Genomic DNA, 19,707 nt, shown 5'->3' on the forward strand with positions numbered 1-19,707 from the left:
GACGGCCGGGGGGGGGTGATCGACCGGAATCCCCTGTTTCAGCCCCAGCAGCGAGAGCAGCCCTTCGAACAGCCCCTCGCCGCTCATGGCGCCAGATCGGCGTTGAAGCGGTAGCCGACCCCGCGCACCGTTTCGACCGGGCTGGCGTCGTCGCCGATCGCCTTACGCAGGCGGTGCACCGCCGCGTCGACGGTGCGGTCGTCGATGAAGCTCTCGGAGCCCCACACTCGCTCGATCAAGGCGTCGCGACTGAAGACCCGGCCCGGATACTTCATCAAAAAGGCGAGCAGGCGGAATTCGTTGCGGCGCAGCGGCACCGACTGCCCGGCAATGGTTAGCTCGAAGCGGTCGGGATCGAGCACCATCGAACCGACGCTCAGCCGGTTGGCGCCGCCGGTGTCGGGTTGGCGGCGCAGCACCGCTTGCACCCGAGCCATCAGCAATTTTGGGGAGAAGGGTTTGGTCACGTAGTCGTCGACCCCAGCCTCGAAGGCTTGCAGGATGTCCACCTCGTCCCCCTTCGCGGTTATCATGATCGCCGGGGTGCGCTGAAAGTCGCCGCCCTCCTCGCGGATCGAACGCAGCAGCTCCAGTCCGCTCAAGCCGGGGAGCATCCAGTCGATCAGCATCAGGCCGATGGGGTGGCGCTCCAGCATCTCCAGCGCCTGCTCCCCTCGGGTGACGGTGTGGGGAATGTGGCCGTTGCGTTGCAGGTGAAAGGCGATCAGCCTAGCAATGGCGGGATCATCCTCCACCACCAGGGCATGGACGCGGCGTTGCTCTTCGTCGAGGGGGGCGCGGAGGTCTTGTTCGGCAGTCATCATGGGGGTTTCTCGGTTCCATGGAATTCGAAAAAGAGGTGCTATTTCCCTACCCGGCGCAGCCCATTTACGAGTTGGTGCTCGATATTGAGCGCTACCCGGAGTTTCTGCCCTGGGTGGCGGGGGCGACGGTGTTGGAACGGTTCGACGATCATCTGACCGCCGAGTTGGTGGCCGACCTCAAGGGGTTTCGCCAAGCCTTCCAGACGGTGGATCGCTTCGCGCCCCACCAAATCATCGAAATACGTTTGCTCAACGGCCCCTTCAAGTTCCTGGAGGCGGTATGGACCTTCACCCCGAAGGGGGAGGGGACCATGGTGCACTTCTCGATCGCCTTTGAGTTTTCGAGCCGTTTGCTCAGTATGACCGCCGGTCCGTTGTTCCTCAAAGCGGCCCAGATGATGGTGGACGAGTTTCTGCAACGCGCCCGCCTGACCCTTGGCCCTGTGTCGCACCCGCCATCTTAAGCCCTTGTTTGACAAGGGTATGACCTGCAAGAGAGTAGACCCATGAAAGTCAGCGTTGCCTACGCCACCTCCAGTCACCAGGAATGGCGGGAGATTGATTTGCCCGAGGGCTCCAATGTCCTCGATGCCGTTACCCGTTCCGGGGTGTTGGAGCTGTTCCCCGAAATCGACCTAGAAACCCAGAAGCTCGGTGTATTTGGGAAGGTGGTAGATTCCGGTCAAATTTTGCAGGAGGGTGATCGGGTCGAGATCTACCGTCCGCTGCCCCCCGAACAGGCCAAGGCCAAGCCGAAGAAGAAAGATAAAGCGGCTGGGTAGGGCGTTATTTTCCTGTAAAAAAAAGCGTCATTCCGGGGGCCCAGCGGGGAACCCGGAATGACGCTTTTTTTTGGGGGGGTGTTCATTCGACGGGCTGGGGTTGTGTTGCTCGCTGGATCCCCGCCCGTTCGCGGCGCCTCGGGGACCCAGTGAGGCGTGAGCCCACTTCATAGGGTTTGCCAGGTTGAGCCCCCTCTCCCTGGCAGGGAGAGGGTCGGGGTGAGGGTCGAACGGTTGTTGGGACGGCGTTGCGCGCCGCCCCCCCCACCGGTCGGATTCATCAGGCCACTACATATTGAACCAAGGCTGATGGCATCAACGTGCGGATGGGGTTGTCGGGCACCGCGATGCCCTTTTAACCCCCCCCTCACCCCAACCCTCTCCTGGTTTCGGGGCAAGGGGACCGGACAATGCCGGTTTGGATTGACCGAAGCAGGTCGTTCCGCTGTTCCCCCTCGTCCCCCAGGGGGAGAGGGGAGGCCGAGCGGGGGGCGGGCGCAACACCGAATCGAACCTTCTTCCCCTTCACTTCGAAGCTTGGATTCCTCAGCACCTTGTTTTTGATTGGCATACAATCCCCGGCCTCACCCGAAAAACCCAAGGCCCCACCATGAAAAGCTTTCGCCGCGAACTCTGGTTCCAAGTCCCCGCCCGCCGTGGTTTCGTCAACATCACCTCCGAGGTCGAGCAGTGCTTGCGTGACTCCGGGGTTCAAGAGGGGCTTGTACTGGTCAACGCCATGCACATCACCGCCAGCGTGTTCGTCAACGACGACGAGTCGGGGCTGCACGCCGATTACGAACGCTGGCTCGAACAGCTCGCCCCCCACGAACCCATCGCCCAATACCGGCACAACCGCACCGGTGAAGACAACGGCGATGCCCACCTCAAGCGGCAGATCATGGGGCGGGAGGTGGTGGTCGCGGTGACCGAGGGGAGACTTGATTTCGGACCTTGGGAGCAGGTCTTTTACGGCGAATTCGACGGGCGGCGGCGCAAGCGGGTGCTCGTCAAGATCATCGGGGAGTAAGCCATGAAACGCCTGTTTACCGTCGATGCCTTCACCAATCAACCCTTTAGCGGCAATCCGGCGGCGGTATGCCTGCTCGCCCAATGGCCCTCCGACCGGTGGATGGAGCAGTTGGCCGGCGAGTTGAAGTTTTCTGAAACCGCTTTCGTGGTTCCCCTGGGGCAGGAGTTCGAGCTGCGTTGGTTCACTCCGACCACCGAGGTCGATCTGTGCGGCCACGCCACCTTGGCGGCGGCGGCGGTGTTGTGGGAGGAGCGGATGGCCTCGCGCACCCAACCCATCGTTTTTCACACCGCCAGCGGCCTATTGACCTGCGAAATTCGGGGCTCATGGATCGAAATGGACTTCCCCGCCGAACCACCTCGCGAGGTACGGGCGCCGGGCATGCTCCGGGTCTCCCTTGGGGTCGATCCGGTTTGGACCGGACGCAACCGCATGGATTGGTTGGTGGAGTTGGCCGATGAGGCGACGGTGCGTGCGTTGACCCCCAACCTCGACCTGCTGCGTCGTTTGGGGGGACGGGGGGTGATCGTTACCGCCCCCGCCGCGGCAGGGCGGGAGGACGGGGTTGAGGTGGTTTCCCGGTTTTTCGCCCCCGCCGCCGGGATCGACGAGGATCCGGTGACCGGATCGGCCCATTGCGCCTTGGGCCCCTATTGGAGTCGACGATTGAAGAAGCGGGAGTTTTTGGCCGAACAACTTTCGAAGCGGGGGGGGGTGGTTCGGGTGACCCACAAAGAGGTCCGGGTGGTTTTGGGCGGCTATGCCACCATCGTCAGCCGGGGCGATTTGCTGATCGCCCCCACCCGACCCGAGGACGATCTGGCGCAAGCGCGGGATGTGGACGAAGGGGTGGTGGCGCTGCCGGATGTGAACTTCCCGACCCATCCGTGGCGAGGCTCGGGCATCTGACGTTGCGCTGTGGAATACAAATGTTTTTGGGGGGTAGCGGTGTCGGATTGGCTGATGCAGGGGTGGAACACACTGGGGATTGAGGGGTGGATCGTTCAGGTCTTCTTGACCGTTTTTGCCGCCCTGCTCACCGACTTCTTTCAAAAGCGGATCCTGGTGCGACTGGCGCGTCAGGCCCAAAAAAGCGCCAACCCTTGGGATGACGCCGTGATCGAAGCGCTTGGGCGCCCCTTGAGTTTGTTGATTTGGCTGCTCGGCATCACCTTCGCCGCCGACATCATCCGGCTTGAAACCGGCACGGCGCTGTTCGGGGTCGTTGAGCCGATCCGTGCGGTGGGGGTGGTGGTTCTGCTGGCCTGGGGACTGATCCGCTTCATCCGCCAGGGGGAGGCCAACTTCGTTGCCCACAGGCAGGAGCGGGGACGCCCCGCCGACCGCACCACCGTCGACGCCGTTTCAAAACTGCTGCGGATTTCGGTTTGGATCACCGCGACCCTGGTGGCGCTACAAACCCTGGGATTCAGCGTTTCGGGGGTGCTCGCCTTCGGGGGGATTGGGGGGTTGGCGGTGGGCCTTGCCGCCCAAGATCTGCTGGCCAACTTCTTTGGCGGCCTGGTGATCTATCTCGACCGACCCTTCGCGGTGGGCGATTGGATCCGCTCCCCCGACAAAGAGATCGAGGGGACGGTGGAGCATGTCGGCTGGCGAGTGACCCGCATCCGCACCTTCGACAAACGTCCCCTCTATGTACCCAACGCCATCTTTACCAAGATTGCGGTCGAAAACCCCTCGCGTATGAGCCATCGCCGCATCAAAGAGACCATCGGCATCCGCTACGCCGATGTGGCGCAGATGGAGGGCATCACCGCCAAGGTTGAGGCGATGCTGCGCGGCCATCCCGACATCGACGACGCCCAAACCCTGATGGTCCACTTCAACGCTTTCGCCCCCTCGTCCCTCGATTTCTTCATCTACACCTTCACCAAAACCACGGTTTGGACCGAATACCACCGCATCAAACAGGATGTGCTGCTCAAGATTGCCGCGATCATCGAGGAGCATGGGGCGCAGATCGCCTTCCCGACCTCGACGGTGCATGTGGTGGCCGAAGAGCCGGGGTAATAGCAGCCGGTTTTTTTGTAGGAGGCGTCCCCGACGCCGCTGGCAGGCGGTGCCATGTGCCTGCACCGGTGGGTCGCGGTCGGGGATTGCTCTCACGGGCAAGGCGGTACGGTTTTGTCGACCCCGTGCACCGTTCGACCTACCAAACCCCGCCACCCCCCCCTTTGAGTCCATGACCCACCCCCCCATCAAGCATGGGGGTCATCAGTCCCACTGCGAGCAGCTCAAGACCCCGCCCCAAATCGCTCCCCTGCGCCGCCCCCTCGTACCAAGTCGGTAAAGGGGCCAGCCCCTCGAACAGCGCCCCCCAGCGTGCCCCCAATCCGAACATCACCGCATAGGGCAGCGCCCGCTCCAGGTAGCCGGGGTCGTCGCGCAGCATTCGGGCCAGCCGGTCGTGGTCGGCCCGCTCCATGAAGGCTTTTAAACCAAGAAGATGGGTGCGTAGCGCCCGCCCTTTGGCGCTCCAACTGGCGGTAAAATGGGCCGCCCCCACCAGCAGCAAGGCGGCGAAGATGGTGGGTATCAAAGGATCCATCAGCCAAAACCAACCGGTGCCGTGCAGCAGATAGCTGTTGTGCAGCGCCTCGATGAGGGCCAGCCCCCCCATGAACTGAAACAGACGCTCCAACCAGGGGGTCGAGGCTGGGAAGAGGCGGGTGATCGCTTGGGTGGCCGCGCTGACCGCCAGTCGCCGCGCAAGGGTCGCCAGCCACATGGCGGGGTGGAGATGGAACACCGTCAGCCCCATGCGGTGCAGCTCGGGGGCGTCCAGGGCGATGAAGGCCAGCAGCAACGCTGCGGGGACCAAAACCGGCGCTAGGTCGCGTACCGCAATGGGCGACAGCCATGCCCCCACCGCCAGCAGCGCCAGGGCGACCAAAAAGAGGGATGCGCGGGCAAAATCCCGAGCCTGCATCGGATGTTCAACGAACCACCCCCGTTCGGTAGCCCGTTCGTACAGGGCGTTTTGGGCCGCCCGCAGCGAACCGATCTGCCCTTCGCGGTCCCCCTCGCCGGGGCGAAAGGTTGCCCCATCGCTGAACAGGGCCGACATCAGGTATTGCCGGAACAGAAGATCCCCAGCCCATGAGGATCCGGGCGTCCGGCGCAGGAAGATCCCCCGACTGCCCCGACCTGCGGGGGCGTGGACCGTCAGCACCCCCTTTTGCGCCATGGTCACCGCTTCGGCGGCCAAATCGCCAAAGCGGGCGTAACCGTCGAAGACCACCCCCGCCTCGGCGGGGGAGACCCCCTCGGGCAGGTCGTAACGCACCATGATCGGGGGGGGCGGGCGCAGGCCGATCCAACCGGCCCGTCGCCACAACACCAGCATCAGTCCCAGCACCAACAGCCAGGGCCAGCCTCCGGTCAGCAGCAGCGGCCATAACCCCGACAGGGGGGCAATGCCCGTTTGGGGGGTAAAGCGGTTGGGATCGAAGGTGCCGACCAGGATCGCCCCCCGTCCCGGTGCCAGGGCGGCGAAGTTCAGATGCCAACCCGGCAGGGTGTTGTCCTCTTCAAACACCCGTAGGGGGTCGGGAAGATTGGGGGGAAGCGATTCGACAGTCAGCTCGCCGAGGGGGGTGGTCGAGGGGGGAAGGCTCAGAATGATGTCGGCGTCCAAAACCGGCACCCGCCACCCCTGACCCAGCACCGGCCAACGCAGGTGAAGGCGGTCGTTGGCCCGGCCCAGCGCCTGGTCGACCCGATAGCCGAGGGTATAACGGTGCAGGCCGGTCAGCGTGCGCTGGGGATTGCCGATGCGCAGGCGGGTCAACGGGGTGGTGCCGGAGACGGTTTGCCGGGTGTAGGGGACCGGTTGCCCGTCGACGGTGATCTCGAAGGGGGCGATTTTCCAGCGGACAAGGCCAACCACATCGGGACGATCTCGGGGCCATTCCCGGTCGATGCCGTGGGTGGGGATGGGGCCAAAATCGACATCGAGGGTCTCGACGACCAACAGATCACCATCGGGCAGCAATTGCAGATCGGCTTGAAAACGGTCGATGGTGGCGGCGGAGGCGCTTGCGCTCAGAAGGGCGCTGATCAGCCCTGTCAGGAGTCCAAACGTGCGTAGGGAGATCACCAACTTCCTCCGCCACCACCTCCTCCGCCACCCCCGGAAAACCCACCCCCCCCCGAGCTACCGCCGCTGGAGGCGGGGGGGGAGGAGGAGACCCCGGTGCTGCTCAGGTGGTCGAGGTCGTGCCCTAGATGATCGAAGCTCGATCCGCTGTACCAGACCGGCATGGCGATCAGCCCCTCGAACTGGGCCGCCCAGGTGGCGACCAGACCGAACAGCGCGGCGTAGGGCAGGGTGTGCTCGAAATAGTCGGGATCCTCTTTGAGCAGAAAGCGGATGCGGTCGCGCTCGGCCCGCTCCATGAACTGTTTAAAACCGAGCAACTCCCGCTGCACCCGGGCGCCGATCTCGGTTCGACGCGGCATCTGCCAGGCGAACAGGAGCAGCCCAAAAACCAAGACGATGGTCGGGGTCAACGGATCGAAGAGGATTGAAATCCAGCCGGGAAAATTGAGATCAAACAGCCCCACCATCACCGGCAGAAACTGGGTAACCATCAGGGCGACGATGATGAAGGCGCCGACACCATGCGCGATGCGTCCCTTGGTGCGGGTGAAGATCCGGTATCCGGTTAAAGAAAAAACCGCGATGAAGACGGTCGAAAAGGTGGCCATGAACTTCGATTCGGGCGCCATGGGTGAAAACCACAGCGCCATCCCCAGCAGCAGTGCCCCCAGGAGGGCCGCGCCGAGTAGATACTTGCCCCGCACCTTCTTGGGGTTCTCAGGGAAGAGGCGATGCTCCACCGCCCGTTCGTGGATGCGCGCCTTGGACTTTTCGAGCCAGTTGTTGCGCTCTTGCACCACCGAGGCGCTTTCGGTCCCGCCGGGCGAGAAGGTCGGGCCCCGGCAAAAGAAACATTCCATCAGGTGTTGCTTGTAAGGGGGGAGCTCCTGCCATTCTTTGCTGGAGCGAGTGCGCTTCAGCGTCACCCGATTGCCGGTGAGCAGCTTATCGATCAATCCCTCGGCCTTGGGGTGCTCGATTTCGAGCCAGCCGTCGCGGGCCAGCTCGATGACGGTGCCGGTCAGGTCGGTGTCGTCGAGCGATTGGTCGATGAGTAACCCCGCTTCGGCCGCCTCCAGGTTTTTCGGCGGTTTGTAGCGCACCGCGATGGCCCCCACATCGGGGTCGCGACCGACCCGGTACCAGTGGCGCCAAGCCAGTCCCAGACCCAGCAACATCAGCGGCCAGGCCCAGAGGGCGGCGACCGCCTCACGCAGCAGCACGCCGGTGGCGGGATGGGCGGTGGCGGGGATGAGACCGGGGGGGAAGCTGGCCTCGACCGTCACCCCCTCGTGGGGGCGAAGGTGGCCCAAGAGGACCGAAAAGCTTCCCTCCTCGGCCACCCACTCGGCCTGCCCCTCTTGCCGGATCTCCCCCCATGTGCCGTTCCAGTAACGCAGCTCGACCGCGTCGTTGCCCTTCATGGCATTGGGGAGCAGCAGGTGGATTTCGGCGCGGTCGATGGGGAGGTCCCAGCCGGTACCGATGGCGTTCCAGCGAAAGGCGTCCAGGTCGCCGGAGGGGAGCAGCGCGTCGTCCACCAAGTAGGTGAGGGTGTAGCGGTGTCGGCCGCTGATGGTGCGGTCGGGATCGCCGATGCGGTAGCGGACCATGGGGCCGGCATCGCCCGAGGTCGACTCCTCGATCCAACGGGCTGGGCGACCATCCTGGGTGATCGAGACCTGGCTGAATTCCAGGGTTCGCCGTCCCCCTACATGGCCAGGCACGGTGTTGGGGATGTCGCGGTAGATCCCGTGTTTGTTCGCCCCCTCGAAGTCGTAGTCGATCTGCTCCTCGACCGAGAGGGAGCCGTCGGCCATACCCACCAGATCGACGGCGTAATGGCGGATGCGCTCGGCTTGGGCTGTCGTGACCCCAAGCAAAACGATCAGTGCGGCGCCAAGTCCCCGCACCATGGGCAGCGGGGAGCCCCCCATCAGAATTTCACCTGGGGGGTGGCGCGCTGGGTGGCGTCGTCGAGTTCGAAGTATTCACGGGTGCGGAAGGCAAAGAGGCGGGAGACCACCAAGTCGGGGAAGGTGTCGACCTTGGTGTTGTAGTCGCGCACCACGGCGTTGTAGTAACGACGGGCGTTCTGGATGGCGTCCTCGATCTCGGTGATCTGCTTTTGCAGCTCTAAGAAGTTGGTGTTGGCCTTGAGGTCGGGGTAGGCCTCGGAGAGGGCGAAGATCTGGCGCAATGCCGAGGTCAGGAAGTTCTCGGCCTCCGCCTGGTCGTGGACGGTCCCGGCTGCGACCGCCTGCTGGCGCGCCTTGATCACCCGTTCCAGGGTCTCTTTTTCGTGGGTGGCGTACCCCTTGACCGTCTCGACTAGGTTGGGGATCAGGTTGTAACGGCGTTTGAGCTGCACGTCGATGTCGGACCAGGAGGCATCCCCTTGGGCCTTGAGGGAGACAAAGCCGTTGTAAATGGCGATGAACCAAAGGACCAAAACGACGATAACCGCAAGGGTGATCCAGCTTTCCATGGTGGTCTCCTGCATGGGGGGAGGGGATTATCGAACCAACGCCGAGATCGCCTTGAACCGATCATGCCGGGCGTCGCGCAGCCATTCGAAGAGGATCGATTCGGTATTCGTCACGATAACACCGGATTGCCGCATTCGGGTCAAGGCGTTGCGGCGGTTGGCCCGGTCGCGGGAGCACACCGCATCGGCGGCGACAAACACAACATGGCCCCGCTCCAACAATTCGGTGGCGGTTTGTAGCACGCAGACGTGGCTCTCCATGCCACACAACACGATCTGCTGTCGCGCCTGAGCCGCCACGGCGGCTGAAAACCCATCCTCGCCGCAACAAGAAAATGAGGTTTTATCAACCACCTGGGCGTGGCCCGACAGGGCATCTTGAATGGGGGCGGTGAAGGGGCCGAGTCCTTTGGGGTATTGGCGCGTTCCCACAATCGGCACCGCCAGCAACTGCGCCCCCCGGATCAACCGCACCGCGTTGACTTCGACCCGCAGTCGTTCGGTCTCGGGCATGGCCGAGGCGAGCCGTTCTTGAATGTCGACGACAACCAGGAGCGCTTGGGGGGCGTGGGCGAGCATAAGAGCCTCTTGGGTGGGGGCGGGGGGTGGGTTGCGAGCATACCACCGGGTTGGATGTTGGCGCACAGCACGACGTTTGCGACAGGTCTGAAAAGGAAGTGCCGATTGATTAGCGCTTCCGAGCGGCCCAGGGATGGGCCGCCAAAGGTGGAGGCGACCCCGTCGCCGAAGCGCTGCTGATTTTGCAAGCGAAGCCAAAACAATGCTTTTTGCGGAGCGTGCCGATTCAAGGAAGGAGGCCTTGAATCAGCGCTTCCCAAAGGTACTGGTGGGTTGCAAGGGGGGGCGATGGCCGCTGGGGTGGTGGGGGCCAAACGATTTGCGCATGAAAATCTGCCCGGCAGAGGTGGTTGAAAACCGGGCCAGCTTATAGGATGGCCCCCGTCGTCGCTGGACCTCCCCGTACTTTGCTTGACACTCGTGAGACCCATGATTCGTTCGCTTGCCCCTTGGGGACATCTCCTCACCCATCCCACCCGTTTGTTGAAAACCCTCCTGCTCGTGGCCGTGGCCATGTCGGTATTTCAGGGGGTGCGACTGGCGTTGCTACTGACCTATCCGGTGCAGTTCGCCGATCTGGGGTGGGGTGACACCATCATGGCCTTCGTGGCTGGGCTTCGTTTCGACCTGTCGATCTTTCTGACCTTTGCCGCCATCCCGCTTTGGCTTCTGAATTTTCCCCTGCTTTCTTCCCGCATGGCCAGGTTGGTTCTGGGGTGGTCGGTATTCACCCTTCTCGTGGCCGCCAGCCTGCTCCTGATCGGCGATCTGCTCTACTTCGGCGAGGTGCAGCGCCACCTCACCAACGAATTGACCTTGCTGGCCAACGACACCCACTTTTTGGTGCAGATGGCCTTGGGCTCCTACCTCGGATTGTTCCTGGGTTTGATGCTGTTTCTGATCCTCTTGGGGTGGTTGTGGCATCGCATCCTCAACCTGCCGGAGCAACCGACACGATACAACTGGTGGCTGTTTTTACTGCTGCTGGCCCTGATGTTCATTGGGATTCGGCAGACCACCGAGGGAAAACCCCTGGGGACCATCGACGCCTTTTCGAACGGTTCGCGTGCCTATGGGAACCTGGTGCTCAACGGCCCCTTCACCGCCTATTGGAGTTGGTACGAGGGGGGGACGAAGCATCGGGAAAATGCCATGTCGACCCAAGAGGCGCTTGAGGTGTGGGGTTTGCCGTCTGCCGATTACCCCTTCGAACAGCAATACCCCGATCATCCCAGCGGCCTGAACATTGTTTTTGTGTTGCTCGAAAGTTGGGGGAGCCGCTTTGTCGATAGCTTTGACGGACCGAACCTGGGGGTCACCCCCAATTTCGATCGTCTGGCGGCCGAGGGGCTGAAGTTTCCCCACTTCAGGGCCTCGGGTCAGCGCAGCATTCAGGGAATTCAAGCCAGCTTGACCGGCATCCCCTATGTGCCGGGGACCAAAAACCTCGGTTTTGGGTTGGAGATGTCCAACTTCACCCACATCGGCACCCTGGCCCAACAACATGGGTACGAAACCATCTTTGTGCAGGCCTCCCCCCGCCGCTCTTTTCATATCGACGGGGTGGCGGCTGCGACCGGATTTGCCGAGTACTACGGCAAAGAGGACATCCCCCTGTTGCTCGATTACCCCGATCCCTCCGCCGCCGAATTCGGCTGGGATTACGACACGTTGATGTTTTTAAAAAAGCGGCTCGACCGGGCGCAGCACCCCTTCATCGCCTATCTGTTCACCGGCACCACCCACACCCCGTATGCCGATCCGGGTCCGCAGTGGCACCCCTATCCCCACGAACCGCAGGGGGAAGGGGGACTGTTCAATAACCTGTCTTACTCCGATTGGAGCATCGGCGAGTTTATGAAGGCTGCCTCTCAATCGCCGTGGTTCGACAACACCGTGTTCATTTTTACCGCCGACCACGATCTGCTCCATTACGTGAGAACCCCCCTACCGTTCGTGGATTGGTTTCACATCCCCCTGGTGATCTACGCCCCCCACCACATTCAGCCTGGGGTGGACGAGCGTCTGGCCGCGCAGCAGGACTTTCTGCCTACCTTCATGGATTTGCTCGGTTTTGGGGATCGCTTTGCTGCGGCGGGGCGGTCGCTGCTTCAACCCCCGTCGGGGGATGAAGCGGTGTGGTTTAGCGATGGGGGTTCATGGCTTGGACTCATAACCCCTGAGGGGTATGTGGCGGCGATTGAGGACAAGTTGATGGCCTCGGGCAGCGCCAAAGGCCCCCTTTCCCCGCAAGGGGCCGCCACGCTGCAACACCGCATGGATGCAGGGGCGCAGATCATCCGCGATGCGTTGGAACGCAATCGCTGGAGCCACTGATACGGTGCCCGATGGGCTGGCGATCCCCCCCGAAAACGCTAGAATCCGCCCCCTTTTGGGGATCCCTTGAGGGGTGCCCGCATGCGGGCCTATAGCTCAACGGTTAGAGCAGGGGACTCATAATCCCTTGGTTCCAGGTTCGAATCCTGGTGGGCCCACCAAACAAAAAACCCGGCTTCGCCAACGAAGCCGGGTTTTTTGTTGGGCGTGAAACGCCGATTCAACCGGGGGGTGTCTGGGACTGAGGGGCCTGTGGAAGGGTGAAGCCGTCTTTGGTGAAGAGCTCGATGCAGGCCATGACTACCCGTTCGTCGTACATGATGCCGCGCCGTTGGTAGATCTCTTCCAATGCCGCCTTTAGCCCTGGGGCGGGACGGTGCGGACGGTGGGATGCCATGGCCTCGACCACGTCGGCGACCGCCAAAATGCGCGCCTCTAGGACGATTTGCTCCCCTTGGTAGTGATGGGGGTAACCGGAACCATCGAGCCGCTCTTGGTGTTGCAAAATCATCTGTTGGAGCGGCCAGGGGAAGACGATCCCCTTGAAGATTTCCATCCCCCTCTGGGGGTGGGTTTGGAGCAGCGCCTGCTCTTCGAGGCTCAACGGCCCCTTGCGATTGAGAATGCTGGCGGGAATTTTGATTTTGCCAATGTCGTGCAGATAGGCCCCCATACGCAGCCCCTCCTGGGCCTCTGGGGGCATGCCGAGTTTTCGCCCCAAAGCCACCGCAAGTACGGCGACCCGTTGAAGATGAAGCGCCCGATAGGGTTCGCGTTGCTCCACCTCGTTGGCAATGGCGCACAGAGCCATACTCATGATGCGTTGTTTGTTGCGCTCCTCATCAAGCCGCTCCTCTTCGGCCTGTTTGCGCGGTTGGATGTCGCGCATGATGCCGGTCAAAACCACCGCTTTGCCGCTGTCGTCACGGATGGCGCGGGCGGTGGTCATGGTCCAGCGGGTATCTCCGGTGGGCAGCACCCGTCGGTATTCAAAAGTCACCGGTTTTTGGCCGTCGGTCGCCGCCTTGATTTGCCGTTCGGCGTAGGGGCGGTCGGCGGGGAAAACCTTGTTGTACCAGCTGCGGTAATTGGGTTTCTTGAGGGAGGAGTCATAGCCCAGAAGCTGCCCGCAACCGGCATTCCAAACCACCTCGCCCGAGGCCAGATCCCAGGACCAGATGCCGGTGCCCGAGGCATCCAGGGCGTTGGTATTGAATCGGTTTTCCTCGGCGTAGTGGTGGATCAGGCCAAGGGTCTTTTTGTTGGTGTTCTGGAAGAGAAAAAAGAACATCAAAGCCGAGCCCAGGACGTAGAGCAGCCCCTCGATGATCTCCTTCCATGACAAATGCTCGCCCCAGTAATCGCGGGTGCCGAAGATCAGATTGCTGACGATCAGCCAGAACAGCACCAACAGGGCAAATAGTGCAGTTGCCTTGGTGGCGTTGCTTCGAGCCTGCGATTCCTCTTCGCGGGTATTGATCGGATCAAGTGCACTAGCCATAAAGCGACCCCATGCGTCAAATAGAAAAGTGTCCGGAACTTACCCCTTTTAGTGGAAGATGTGAATCACTTTGATCCTAGTATTTCAATACTTTGCACAAGTGGATGAATGCAGCGTCTTAGGCGTGGTGTCAAAGATCACACCTTTTGCACGGGGTCTACCGATTCCAGAGGGGCAGATTCCCGGTTCCGACGCCCCTGGAAGCCTGTTGGTAAACCTCTAAAAAATGTCCCCACCGTCGGGAGACAACCTTGCCCCCCCTGCACAGATAGATGGCGCAGCAGGTGGGTCAAGGCCCGTGTCTGCTGCGCCGGTTTGCGGCTGAGGACCATCCGCGCCGGGGGAGGATCCTCCCCTCCAAACCGCCGTCGAGACCGGCCCGGAACAGGATGCCGCTCAAGGTTAAATGGGGCAGAAGGAATCCCGCCGTGTGCCGTTGGGCCATAACCCTGGCCGCCTCGGCCATCACCACCCAAGGCGGTTTTTGCCACAAGTCCAGGCCGTCGCGAGCCCCAAGGAGCGCCTCGGTGTACAGGTTGCAGCGGTAAAGGGGACCGGTGCCGAAGCGCAGGGCGAGCACCGCCGGGGTGTGGACGCCCCAGGCTTCGCAAATGCTGGGCAAGGTCGGCGGCGATCAGGGGAAGGGGTTGACTGAATCACCGGGCATGGCGGTCGCCCACAGTTTGGATGGCCCGCCTCTGGGGGTCGGTTGGCGAAGCAACGGAGGGGGCGGGCCTGCGAGGGCGAGGATCCCCGCCGGGCTGCGGGAGGGAGGGGGCGGTTGGTCGCGTCCCAGGGATGGGTCGCACGTGGCGCGCTGTCGTAGGAGGCGACCTAAGTCGCCGAAGCTCTGCTTTTGGCTTTTGCGAAGCGTCGCCGAAAAAGCAGGAGCCTTTAATCGGCGTTTCTTTAAGGATTTCTGGGTCAAGGGTGGGATCGAGCTCGATCAACCGGGCCACCTCGCAGTGCCAGCGTGGCCGCCACCGTTCGCTGCGATCCGGGTGCCAACGGGGCGGCTCGGTCTCGGGGAAGGGGACGATCAAGCTCATGAAGCGGGGGGCGAATCGGCGGCCTTAACCTTGAGCACCACCCCCTCCATGCCGATCACCTCGATCCGGCTGCCGGGGGGCAGATCGTCACCCTCCACCGTCCAGTCGCTGCCCCCCAGATGGGCCCGCCCCCGACCGTTAACGATTCCCCCCTCAACCACGGCGATTTTTCCGACCAACTCGCTCTCTTTGCGGTTGAGTCCCTCGGCTTCGCTGGGGGTGGGGAAGCGGCTCAGGTGACGGCGCCACCAAATGACCAAAGCCACCGAAAGGATCGAGAAGATGCTCCATTGCACGGTGGGGGGGATGCCGGGGATGAGCAGCAGCATCACCCCGACGGTCAGGCCAGCCAGCCCGAGCCAAAGCAGGAAAACGCCGGGGGCCAGGATCTCCAGGATCACCAGCAGCAGCCCCAGGCTAAGCCAACCCGAAGCGGTCAGGGCATGATCGTGGAACAGGGTGTTGAGCACACTATCGAGCATCGCGGGATTCCTTCAAAGCTAGAGGAATTCAGGTCGGAGAGGGCCCCTGCGACCTGTTCGACATGGCGGTGGAGGGGGTTACTTGCCGAGCCCATTCTTAAGCAGCTCTTGAATCCCGGCCACCGAGCCGATCAGGCTGGAGGCCTCCAGCGGCATCATGATCACCTTTTGGTTGTCGGCGCTGGCGATGGCTTGCAACGCCTCGGTGTATTTTTGGGCCACAAAGTACTGCAACGCCATAGGATTGCCGTCGCGCACCGCTTCGGAGACCACGGTGGTCGCCTTAGCCTCGGCGGTGGCCAAGCGCTCCCGCGCCTCGGCGTCTCGAATCGCCGCCTCCAGCCGCCCCTCGGCCTCTAGAATGGCCGCTTGCTTTTGCCCATCGGCCACCCGAATCGCAGCCTCCTTTTGGCCGTCGGCCTCTAGAATAAAGGCCCGCTTGTCCCGCTCGGCCTTCATCTGCCGCGCCATCGCCTCGATGATGTCGCGCGGAGGTGAGATGTCTTTAATTTCGATACGGGTCACCTTCAGCCCCCAGGGGGTGGTGGCGTCGTCGACTACCGAGAGCAGCTTGGCGTTGATGGTGTCGCGATTGGAGAGAATATCGTCCAGATCCATGGCGCCGATGACCGAGCGGATGTTGGTCATCACCAGGTTTTGAATGGCGTATTCCATTTGGGTGACCTGATAGGCTGCTTTGGCGGCGTCCATCACTTGGTAGAAGACCACTCCATCGACAATGACCACCACGTTGTCCTTGGTGATCGCCTCTTGCTGCTCCACATCCAAGACGTTTTCCATCACGTTGATTTTACGGCCCACCCGGTCGACCACCGGGATGATCACGTTCAGGCCGGGGCGCAGGGTGCGGGTGTAGCGACCAAACCGCTCCACCGTGTACTCAGTGCCCTGGGGAACCGCCTTGACCCCCATGCTGACACCGACGACGGCGAACGCGACGAGTACGAGAACGACGATTTCCATGGCCGACTCCTTGATGAATGATGGACGGGCGCGGGCCGACTTTTGGCCACCCAGAAGGGCTATTGATTTTTCATACCACGATACTGCGGAGCTTTCATGATCGTCGGCATTCCCCAAGAGATCAAAGACCACGAATACCGGGTCGCCCTGACCCCCGACGGTGCCCACGAACTGGTGCAAGCGGGGCACGAGGTGCGGGTGCAGCGCGGCGCCGGCGTCGGCAGCGGTTTTGCCGATACCGAGTATGAAGCGGCGGGGGCACACATCGTCGCGGCGGAGCAGGCCTGGGCGGCCGCGTTGGTGGTCAAGGTCAAAGAGCCGCTGCCCAGCGAATACCGCTACCTGCGCCCCAATCTGCTGCTGTTCACCTTTCTCCATTTGGCCGCCGTTCCCGAGTTGACACAGGTGCTCCTCAAAACCAGGACGCGGGCCATCGGCTACGAAACGGTGCAGCTGCCCGACGGTCGTCTGCCGCTGCTCGCGCCTATGAGCCAGGTGGCGGGCCGTCTGGCGGTACAGGCTGGAGCCCATCACTTGGAGCGGGAGCAGGGGGGGAGCGGGATTTTGCTCGGCGGGGTGCCGGGAGTGGCGCCGGGACGGGTGACGGTGTTGGGGGCGGGGAACGTGGGGCTCAACGCGGTGCGGATTGCGGTGGGGATGGGGGCGATGGTGACCCTGCTCGACCTCGATCACGGCAAACTCACCCACGCCGAAGCGCTGTTCGACGGTCGCATCGTTACGTTGGTGGCCAGCCGGGGCAATGTGGCGCGCTCGGTGGCGCAGGCCGATTTGGTGGTGGGGGCGGTGCTGATTGCAGGTGCCAAGGCCCCCACCCTGATCGACCGGGCGATGCTGCGCTCGATGCGCCCCGGCAGTGTTTTGGCCGATGTCGCCATCGACCAGGGGGGGGTCGCCGAAACCAGCCGCCCCACCACCCACTCGGCCCCCACCTTTGTGGAGGAGGGGGTGGTCCACTACTGCGTGGCCAACATGCCCGGCGCGGTGCCCCGCACCTCGACCTTGGCGCTGACCGGTGTGACGCTCCCGTACGTCAAGCTGTTGGCCGATGCAGCGGATCTCGGGGCGCTGATCGCCGCCCGCCCCGATCTGGAGGCTGGGGTGAACACCTGGGATGGGGCGTTGTGCTGTGCGGCGGTGGCGGGGTAGGAGAGGCACACCCGATGAGGTGCCTTCGCCGTAGGGTGGATCAGCGCAGCGCATCCATCAGACCGGCGTATCGATCAACCGCAACGCCTCATTGTTTGGTTTTTTGTAGGAGCGGTCCCCGACCGCGATTGAAGAGGCAAAACGCTCCATTCCAGGTCACCCACCTCGGAAGCGTCATTCCGGGGCGCCAAAGGGGAACCCGGAATCCACCCACAACCCCACCGCTTTGTTCTGAGACGGAACGGCCGCGATTGTGCCACCCCCTGCATCGGCGTCGGGGACGCCTCCTACAAAAACCGGTTGTTTCAACCAGGTGGCATCGTTGACAAGAGCCTCGGTTTTGGCTGTTTGGAGGGCCGCGCTGCGTCGTGGCCGGCTTTCGTTCGACGCACAAAGGCGGACGCGACGCAGCGCGGTCCTTCAAAAGATCGCCAGGGGGGGCAAGCGGAGAAGTTTTTTTACAAGCAATCGCGCCGAGGGCGGCGCTCCAACAAGTTGATTTTCGAGGAGGGTGGATCAGCGCAGCACATCCACCAGACTACCGTTTCAATCAACCGTAACGCCCCATTTTTGAATGCGAGAATATGAATGGCAGGGGCCGTTCTTGCCCTGTATGCCACGATCCGACCGAGCTGGGGCGATTGAGTTGAAAAAGTGGTAGGTCAAGATTTGGCCCCGATGCCTGTGACCCCGATGCCTGTGAGGCAGACGATGGACCGAACCTTCCTTCCCCTGTGTTGTTTGCTCCTGACCGTCCTTCCCCTCTCCGGCTGCTTCCCCCTACGCCCCAGCAACGAGTTTTTAGAGATCATGATCGGCGTTGTGGGACAGGAGGAGATGCGGGCGCATCGCAGCGTCGACGCCACCGGGGCGATGACGGGGGGGCATCTGTCGGGCGCTGCCCACCAACCCATGGTGACCCGGGGGCGGGGAACCATGAGTCCTGAGGACATGAAGAAACTGCGCAACCTGGTCTACCGCATCGGCAGGGTGACCCTGGGGCAACCGGCCCCTACCGACGTGCCGCAGCCCCCCGGCAGTTTGCGGGTCGACATCCGTCTGGTGGTGGGGGGTGGCGGCTGGGCGACCCATCTGCGCGAGACGGTGGCCAAAAGAGAGGATTTCTCACCCGACGTTGGGGCGATTTGGGACGTGTTGGCGAAGTATCGCGAGGTGGGGTTTTGGTGAGGAAGACGGGGCATGAAGGCGTAGGGTGGATAAGCGCAGCGCATCCACCAAAACGCAGGTTCAACACGCCCCGCCCTTTGAGGTAAAAGACTTTTTTCCGCAGATTACGCAGATGACACAGATTCAGGCTTGTAAACGGGGAGGTTGAGGGTTCAGCGCGCCACCCTTCGACAAGCTCAGGGTGAGCGGGTTTTTTTGTACCAATACCCCCCAACCGCTCATCCCGAGCCTCCGGTCATCCTGAGTTTGTCGAAGGGTGAGGGACGAGCCGATCAAACCCCGACACCTCCCAACAATTCAAGGTTCTGACTTTCTTCTTGTCGGACGTCGCTACGTTGTTCCAACCTACGCGTTTCACTATCAATATCCTGAATCCGTGGGCTGATTTCAGAAAAACCGGGGCTTACGCCGACTACAGCCAAAATCTGCTTCACCCGCCGGGTGAAGCTCCTGTGCCCTGTAAGCCGCATCAATGCTCGTTTTTTTCGGTTTCGCCCACGGATTCAGGAATATGACAGCTCAGAATCTGACGATATTACTGTGATGCTGCGAGGGTTGATTATTTGCGGTTTTTTTATCGATACGACCGTGGGGTTCTGGTCAAATCCCATTACCAATGACACGCGCGCAACAATTAGCGCAAACTGATCTGATATTTCATTTATAGGCTCATATTCTTCAAACAATCCCCCATCTACTTCAGATCTGCAAATGATATTTCTATATGTTATATCGGCCTTAAAATGGACAGGAACTTCAAATTCAAACGTTCCAATTACTCCCGATTCACTAGGACTAGTTGAAATTAGAACTGGATTGCATTCCCCGAGAACCACATCAAAAACACCATTAACTCCTCCCTCCTTATCCTTAACCTGAATCCGTGCCCAAAAATCCCCGCATCCCACCCGGTACTAGTGACGACGAATTTTTTTAGAAGAGTCGCCTAGTCCATATGAAAAACCTTTCATGGCGACCTTTTTAAGGTCATTTTTCGCCCAGTTTATGACCTATTTTTGCGTTCGGGCAAAAGAAGACCATTCGCCCTTTATTGGGGCGTTACACGTGTTTTTTTTTGCCGATTTTCGGCGCTATCCCGTGCAGCATAGATCCACATAATGATCCCGAAACACCTGGAATGCTGGGCAATTATTGGCCAAGCCCAAGGAC

Annotated in this window: 17 protein-coding genes and 1 tRNA gene; 9 read left to right on the forward strand and 9 right to left on the reverse strand. The window is 61.8% G+C overall.

The window, feature by feature from the left end:
- Positions 1-83: 83 nt before the first annotated feature.
- Positions 84-821: a hypothetical protein gene (locus AUJ55_06420; protein OIO57562.1), complete on the reverse strand. Its 738-nt coding sequence runs from the start codon at positions 819-821 to the stop codon at positions 84-86.
- Positions 822-841: 20 nt separating this feature from the next.
- Here AUJ55_06420 and AUJ55_06425 point away from each other — a divergent pair, with 20 nt between their 5' ends.
- From AUJ55_06425 to AUJ55_06445, 5 genes are all read left to right on the forward strand, one after another.
- On the forward strand, positions 842-1,288 hold the full coding sequence (locus tag AUJ55_06425) for a hypothetical protein (protein ID OIO57547.1): 447 nt from the start codon (positions 842-844) through the stop codon (positions 1,286-1,288).
- 42 nt (positions 1,289-1,330) lie between these two features.
- Positions 1,331-1,606 carry a hypothetical protein gene (locus AUJ55_06430; GenBank protein OIO57548.1) on the forward strand — a complete coding sequence of 92 codons (276 nt, stop codon included), beginning with the start codon at positions 1,331-1,333 and terminating at the stop codon, positions 1,604-1,606.
- A gap of 610 nt (positions 1,607-2,216) precedes the next feature.
- Positions 2,217-2,636: a secondary thiamine-phosphate synthase enzyme gene (locus AUJ55_06435; GenBank protein OIO57549.1), complete on the forward strand. Its 420-nt coding sequence runs from the start codon at positions 2,217-2,219 to the stop codon at positions 2,634-2,636.
- 3 nt (positions 2,637-2,639) lie between these two features.
- A complete protein-coding gene (locus tag AUJ55_06440; GenBank protein ID OIO57550.1) occupies positions 2,640-3,548 on the forward strand; it encodes a hypothetical protein in 909 nt (302 codons plus the stop codon).
- 54 nt (positions 3,549-3,602) lie between these two features.
- Positions 3,603-4,670: a mechanosensitive ion channel protein MscS gene (locus AUJ55_06445; GenBank protein ID OIO57563.1), complete on the forward strand. Its 1,068-nt coding sequence runs from the start codon at positions 3,603-3,605 to the stop codon at positions 4,668-4,670.
- A gap of 139 nt (positions 4,671-4,809) precedes the next feature.
- Here AUJ55_06445 and AUJ55_06450 read toward each other — a convergent pair whose 3' ends face one another.
- The 4 genes from AUJ55_06450 to AUJ55_06465 are packed head-to-tail and all read right to left on the reverse strand — an operon-like array spanning position 4,810 to position 9,829.
- On the reverse strand, positions 4,810-6,759 hold the full coding sequence (locus AUJ55_06450; GenBank protein ID OIO57551.1) for a hypothetical protein: 1,950 nt from the start codon (positions 6,757-6,759) through the stop codon (positions 4,810-4,812).
- Positions 6,756-8,699 (reverse strand): hypothetical protein, encoded by a 1,944-nt coding sequence (locus AUJ55_06455; protein OIO57552.1) that lies wholly within the window; start codon positions 8,697-8,699, stop codon positions 6,756-6,758. Before AUJ55_06455 ends, AUJ55_06450 begins: the two co-directional genes overlap by 4 nt.
- On the reverse strand, positions 8,699-9,250 hold the full coding sequence (locus AUJ55_06460; GenBank protein OIO57553.1) for a hypothetical protein: 552 nt from the start codon (positions 9,248-9,250) through the stop codon (positions 8,699-8,701). Before AUJ55_06460 ends, AUJ55_06455 begins: the two co-directional genes overlap by 1 nt.
- A gap of 27 nt (positions 9,251-9,277) precedes the next feature.
- Positions 9,278-9,829 (reverse strand): hydrolase, encoded by a 552-nt coding sequence (locus AUJ55_06465; protein ID OIO57554.1) that lies wholly within the window; start codon positions 9,827-9,829, stop codon positions 9,278-9,280.
- Positions 9,830-10,258: 429 nt separating this feature from the next.
- On the opposite strand from AUJ55_06465, the gene AUJ55_06470 reads away from it, so the two are divergent.
- Both AUJ55_06470 and AUJ55_06475 read left to right on the forward strand, forming a co-directional pair.
- Positions 10,259-12,166 (forward strand): hypothetical protein, encoded by a 1,908-nt coding sequence (locus AUJ55_06470; protein ID OIO57555.1) that lies wholly within the window; start codon positions 10,259-10,261, stop codon positions 12,164-12,166.
- A gap of 85 nt (positions 12,167-12,251) precedes the next feature.
- Positions 12,252-12,327: transfer RNA gene (locus AUJ55_06475), tRNA-Met, on the forward strand.
- A gap of 59 nt (positions 12,328-12,386) precedes the next feature.
- Here the strand turns inward: AUJ55_06475 and AUJ55_06480 are convergent.
- From AUJ55_06480 to AUJ55_06495, 4 genes are all read right to left on the reverse strand, one after another.
- Positions 12,387-13,667 carry a hypothetical protein gene (locus tag AUJ55_06480; GenBank protein OIO57556.1) on the reverse strand — a complete coding sequence of 427 codons (1,281 nt, stop codon included), beginning with the start codon at positions 13,665-13,667 and terminating at the stop codon, positions 12,387-12,389.
- A 289-nt stretch (positions 13,668-13,956) separates the two neighbouring features.
- Positions 13,957-14,289 (reverse strand): hypothetical protein, encoded by a 333-nt coding sequence (locus AUJ55_06485; protein ID OIO57557.1) that lies wholly within the window; start codon positions 14,287-14,289, stop codon positions 13,957-13,959.
- 423 nt (positions 14,290-14,712) lie between these two features.
- Complete coding sequence (locus tag AUJ55_06490) at positions 14,713-15,198, reverse strand: hypothetical protein (protein OIO57558.1); 486 nt, start codon at positions 15,196-15,198, stop codon at positions 14,713-14,715.
- A 78-nt stretch (positions 15,199-15,276) separates the two neighbouring features.
- A complete protein-coding gene (locus tag AUJ55_06495; protein OIO57559.1) occupies positions 15,277-16,182 on the reverse strand; it encodes a paraslipin in 906 nt (301 codons plus the stop codon).
- A 96-nt stretch (positions 16,183-16,278) separates the two neighbouring features.
- On the opposite strand from AUJ55_06495, the gene AUJ55_06500 reads away from it, so the two are divergent.
- Positions 16,279-17,349, forward strand: a complete 1,071-nt coding sequence (locus AUJ55_06500) for an alanine dehydrogenase (GenBank protein ID OIO57560.1) — start codon at positions 16,279-16,281, stop codon at positions 17,347-17,349.
- Positions 17,350-18,060: 711 nt separating this feature from the next.
- A complete protein-coding gene (locus AUJ55_06505; GenBank protein OIO57561.1) occupies positions 18,061-18,537 on the forward strand; it encodes a hypothetical protein in 477 nt (158 codons plus the stop codon).
- Positions 18,538-19,707: the final 1,170 nt, after the last annotated feature.

It is taken from the genome of Proteobacteria bacterium CG1_02_64_396, assembly GCA_001872725.1.
Lineage (GTDB): Bacteria > Pseudomonadota > MNWR01 > CG1-02-64-396 > CG1-02-64-396 > CG1-02-64-396.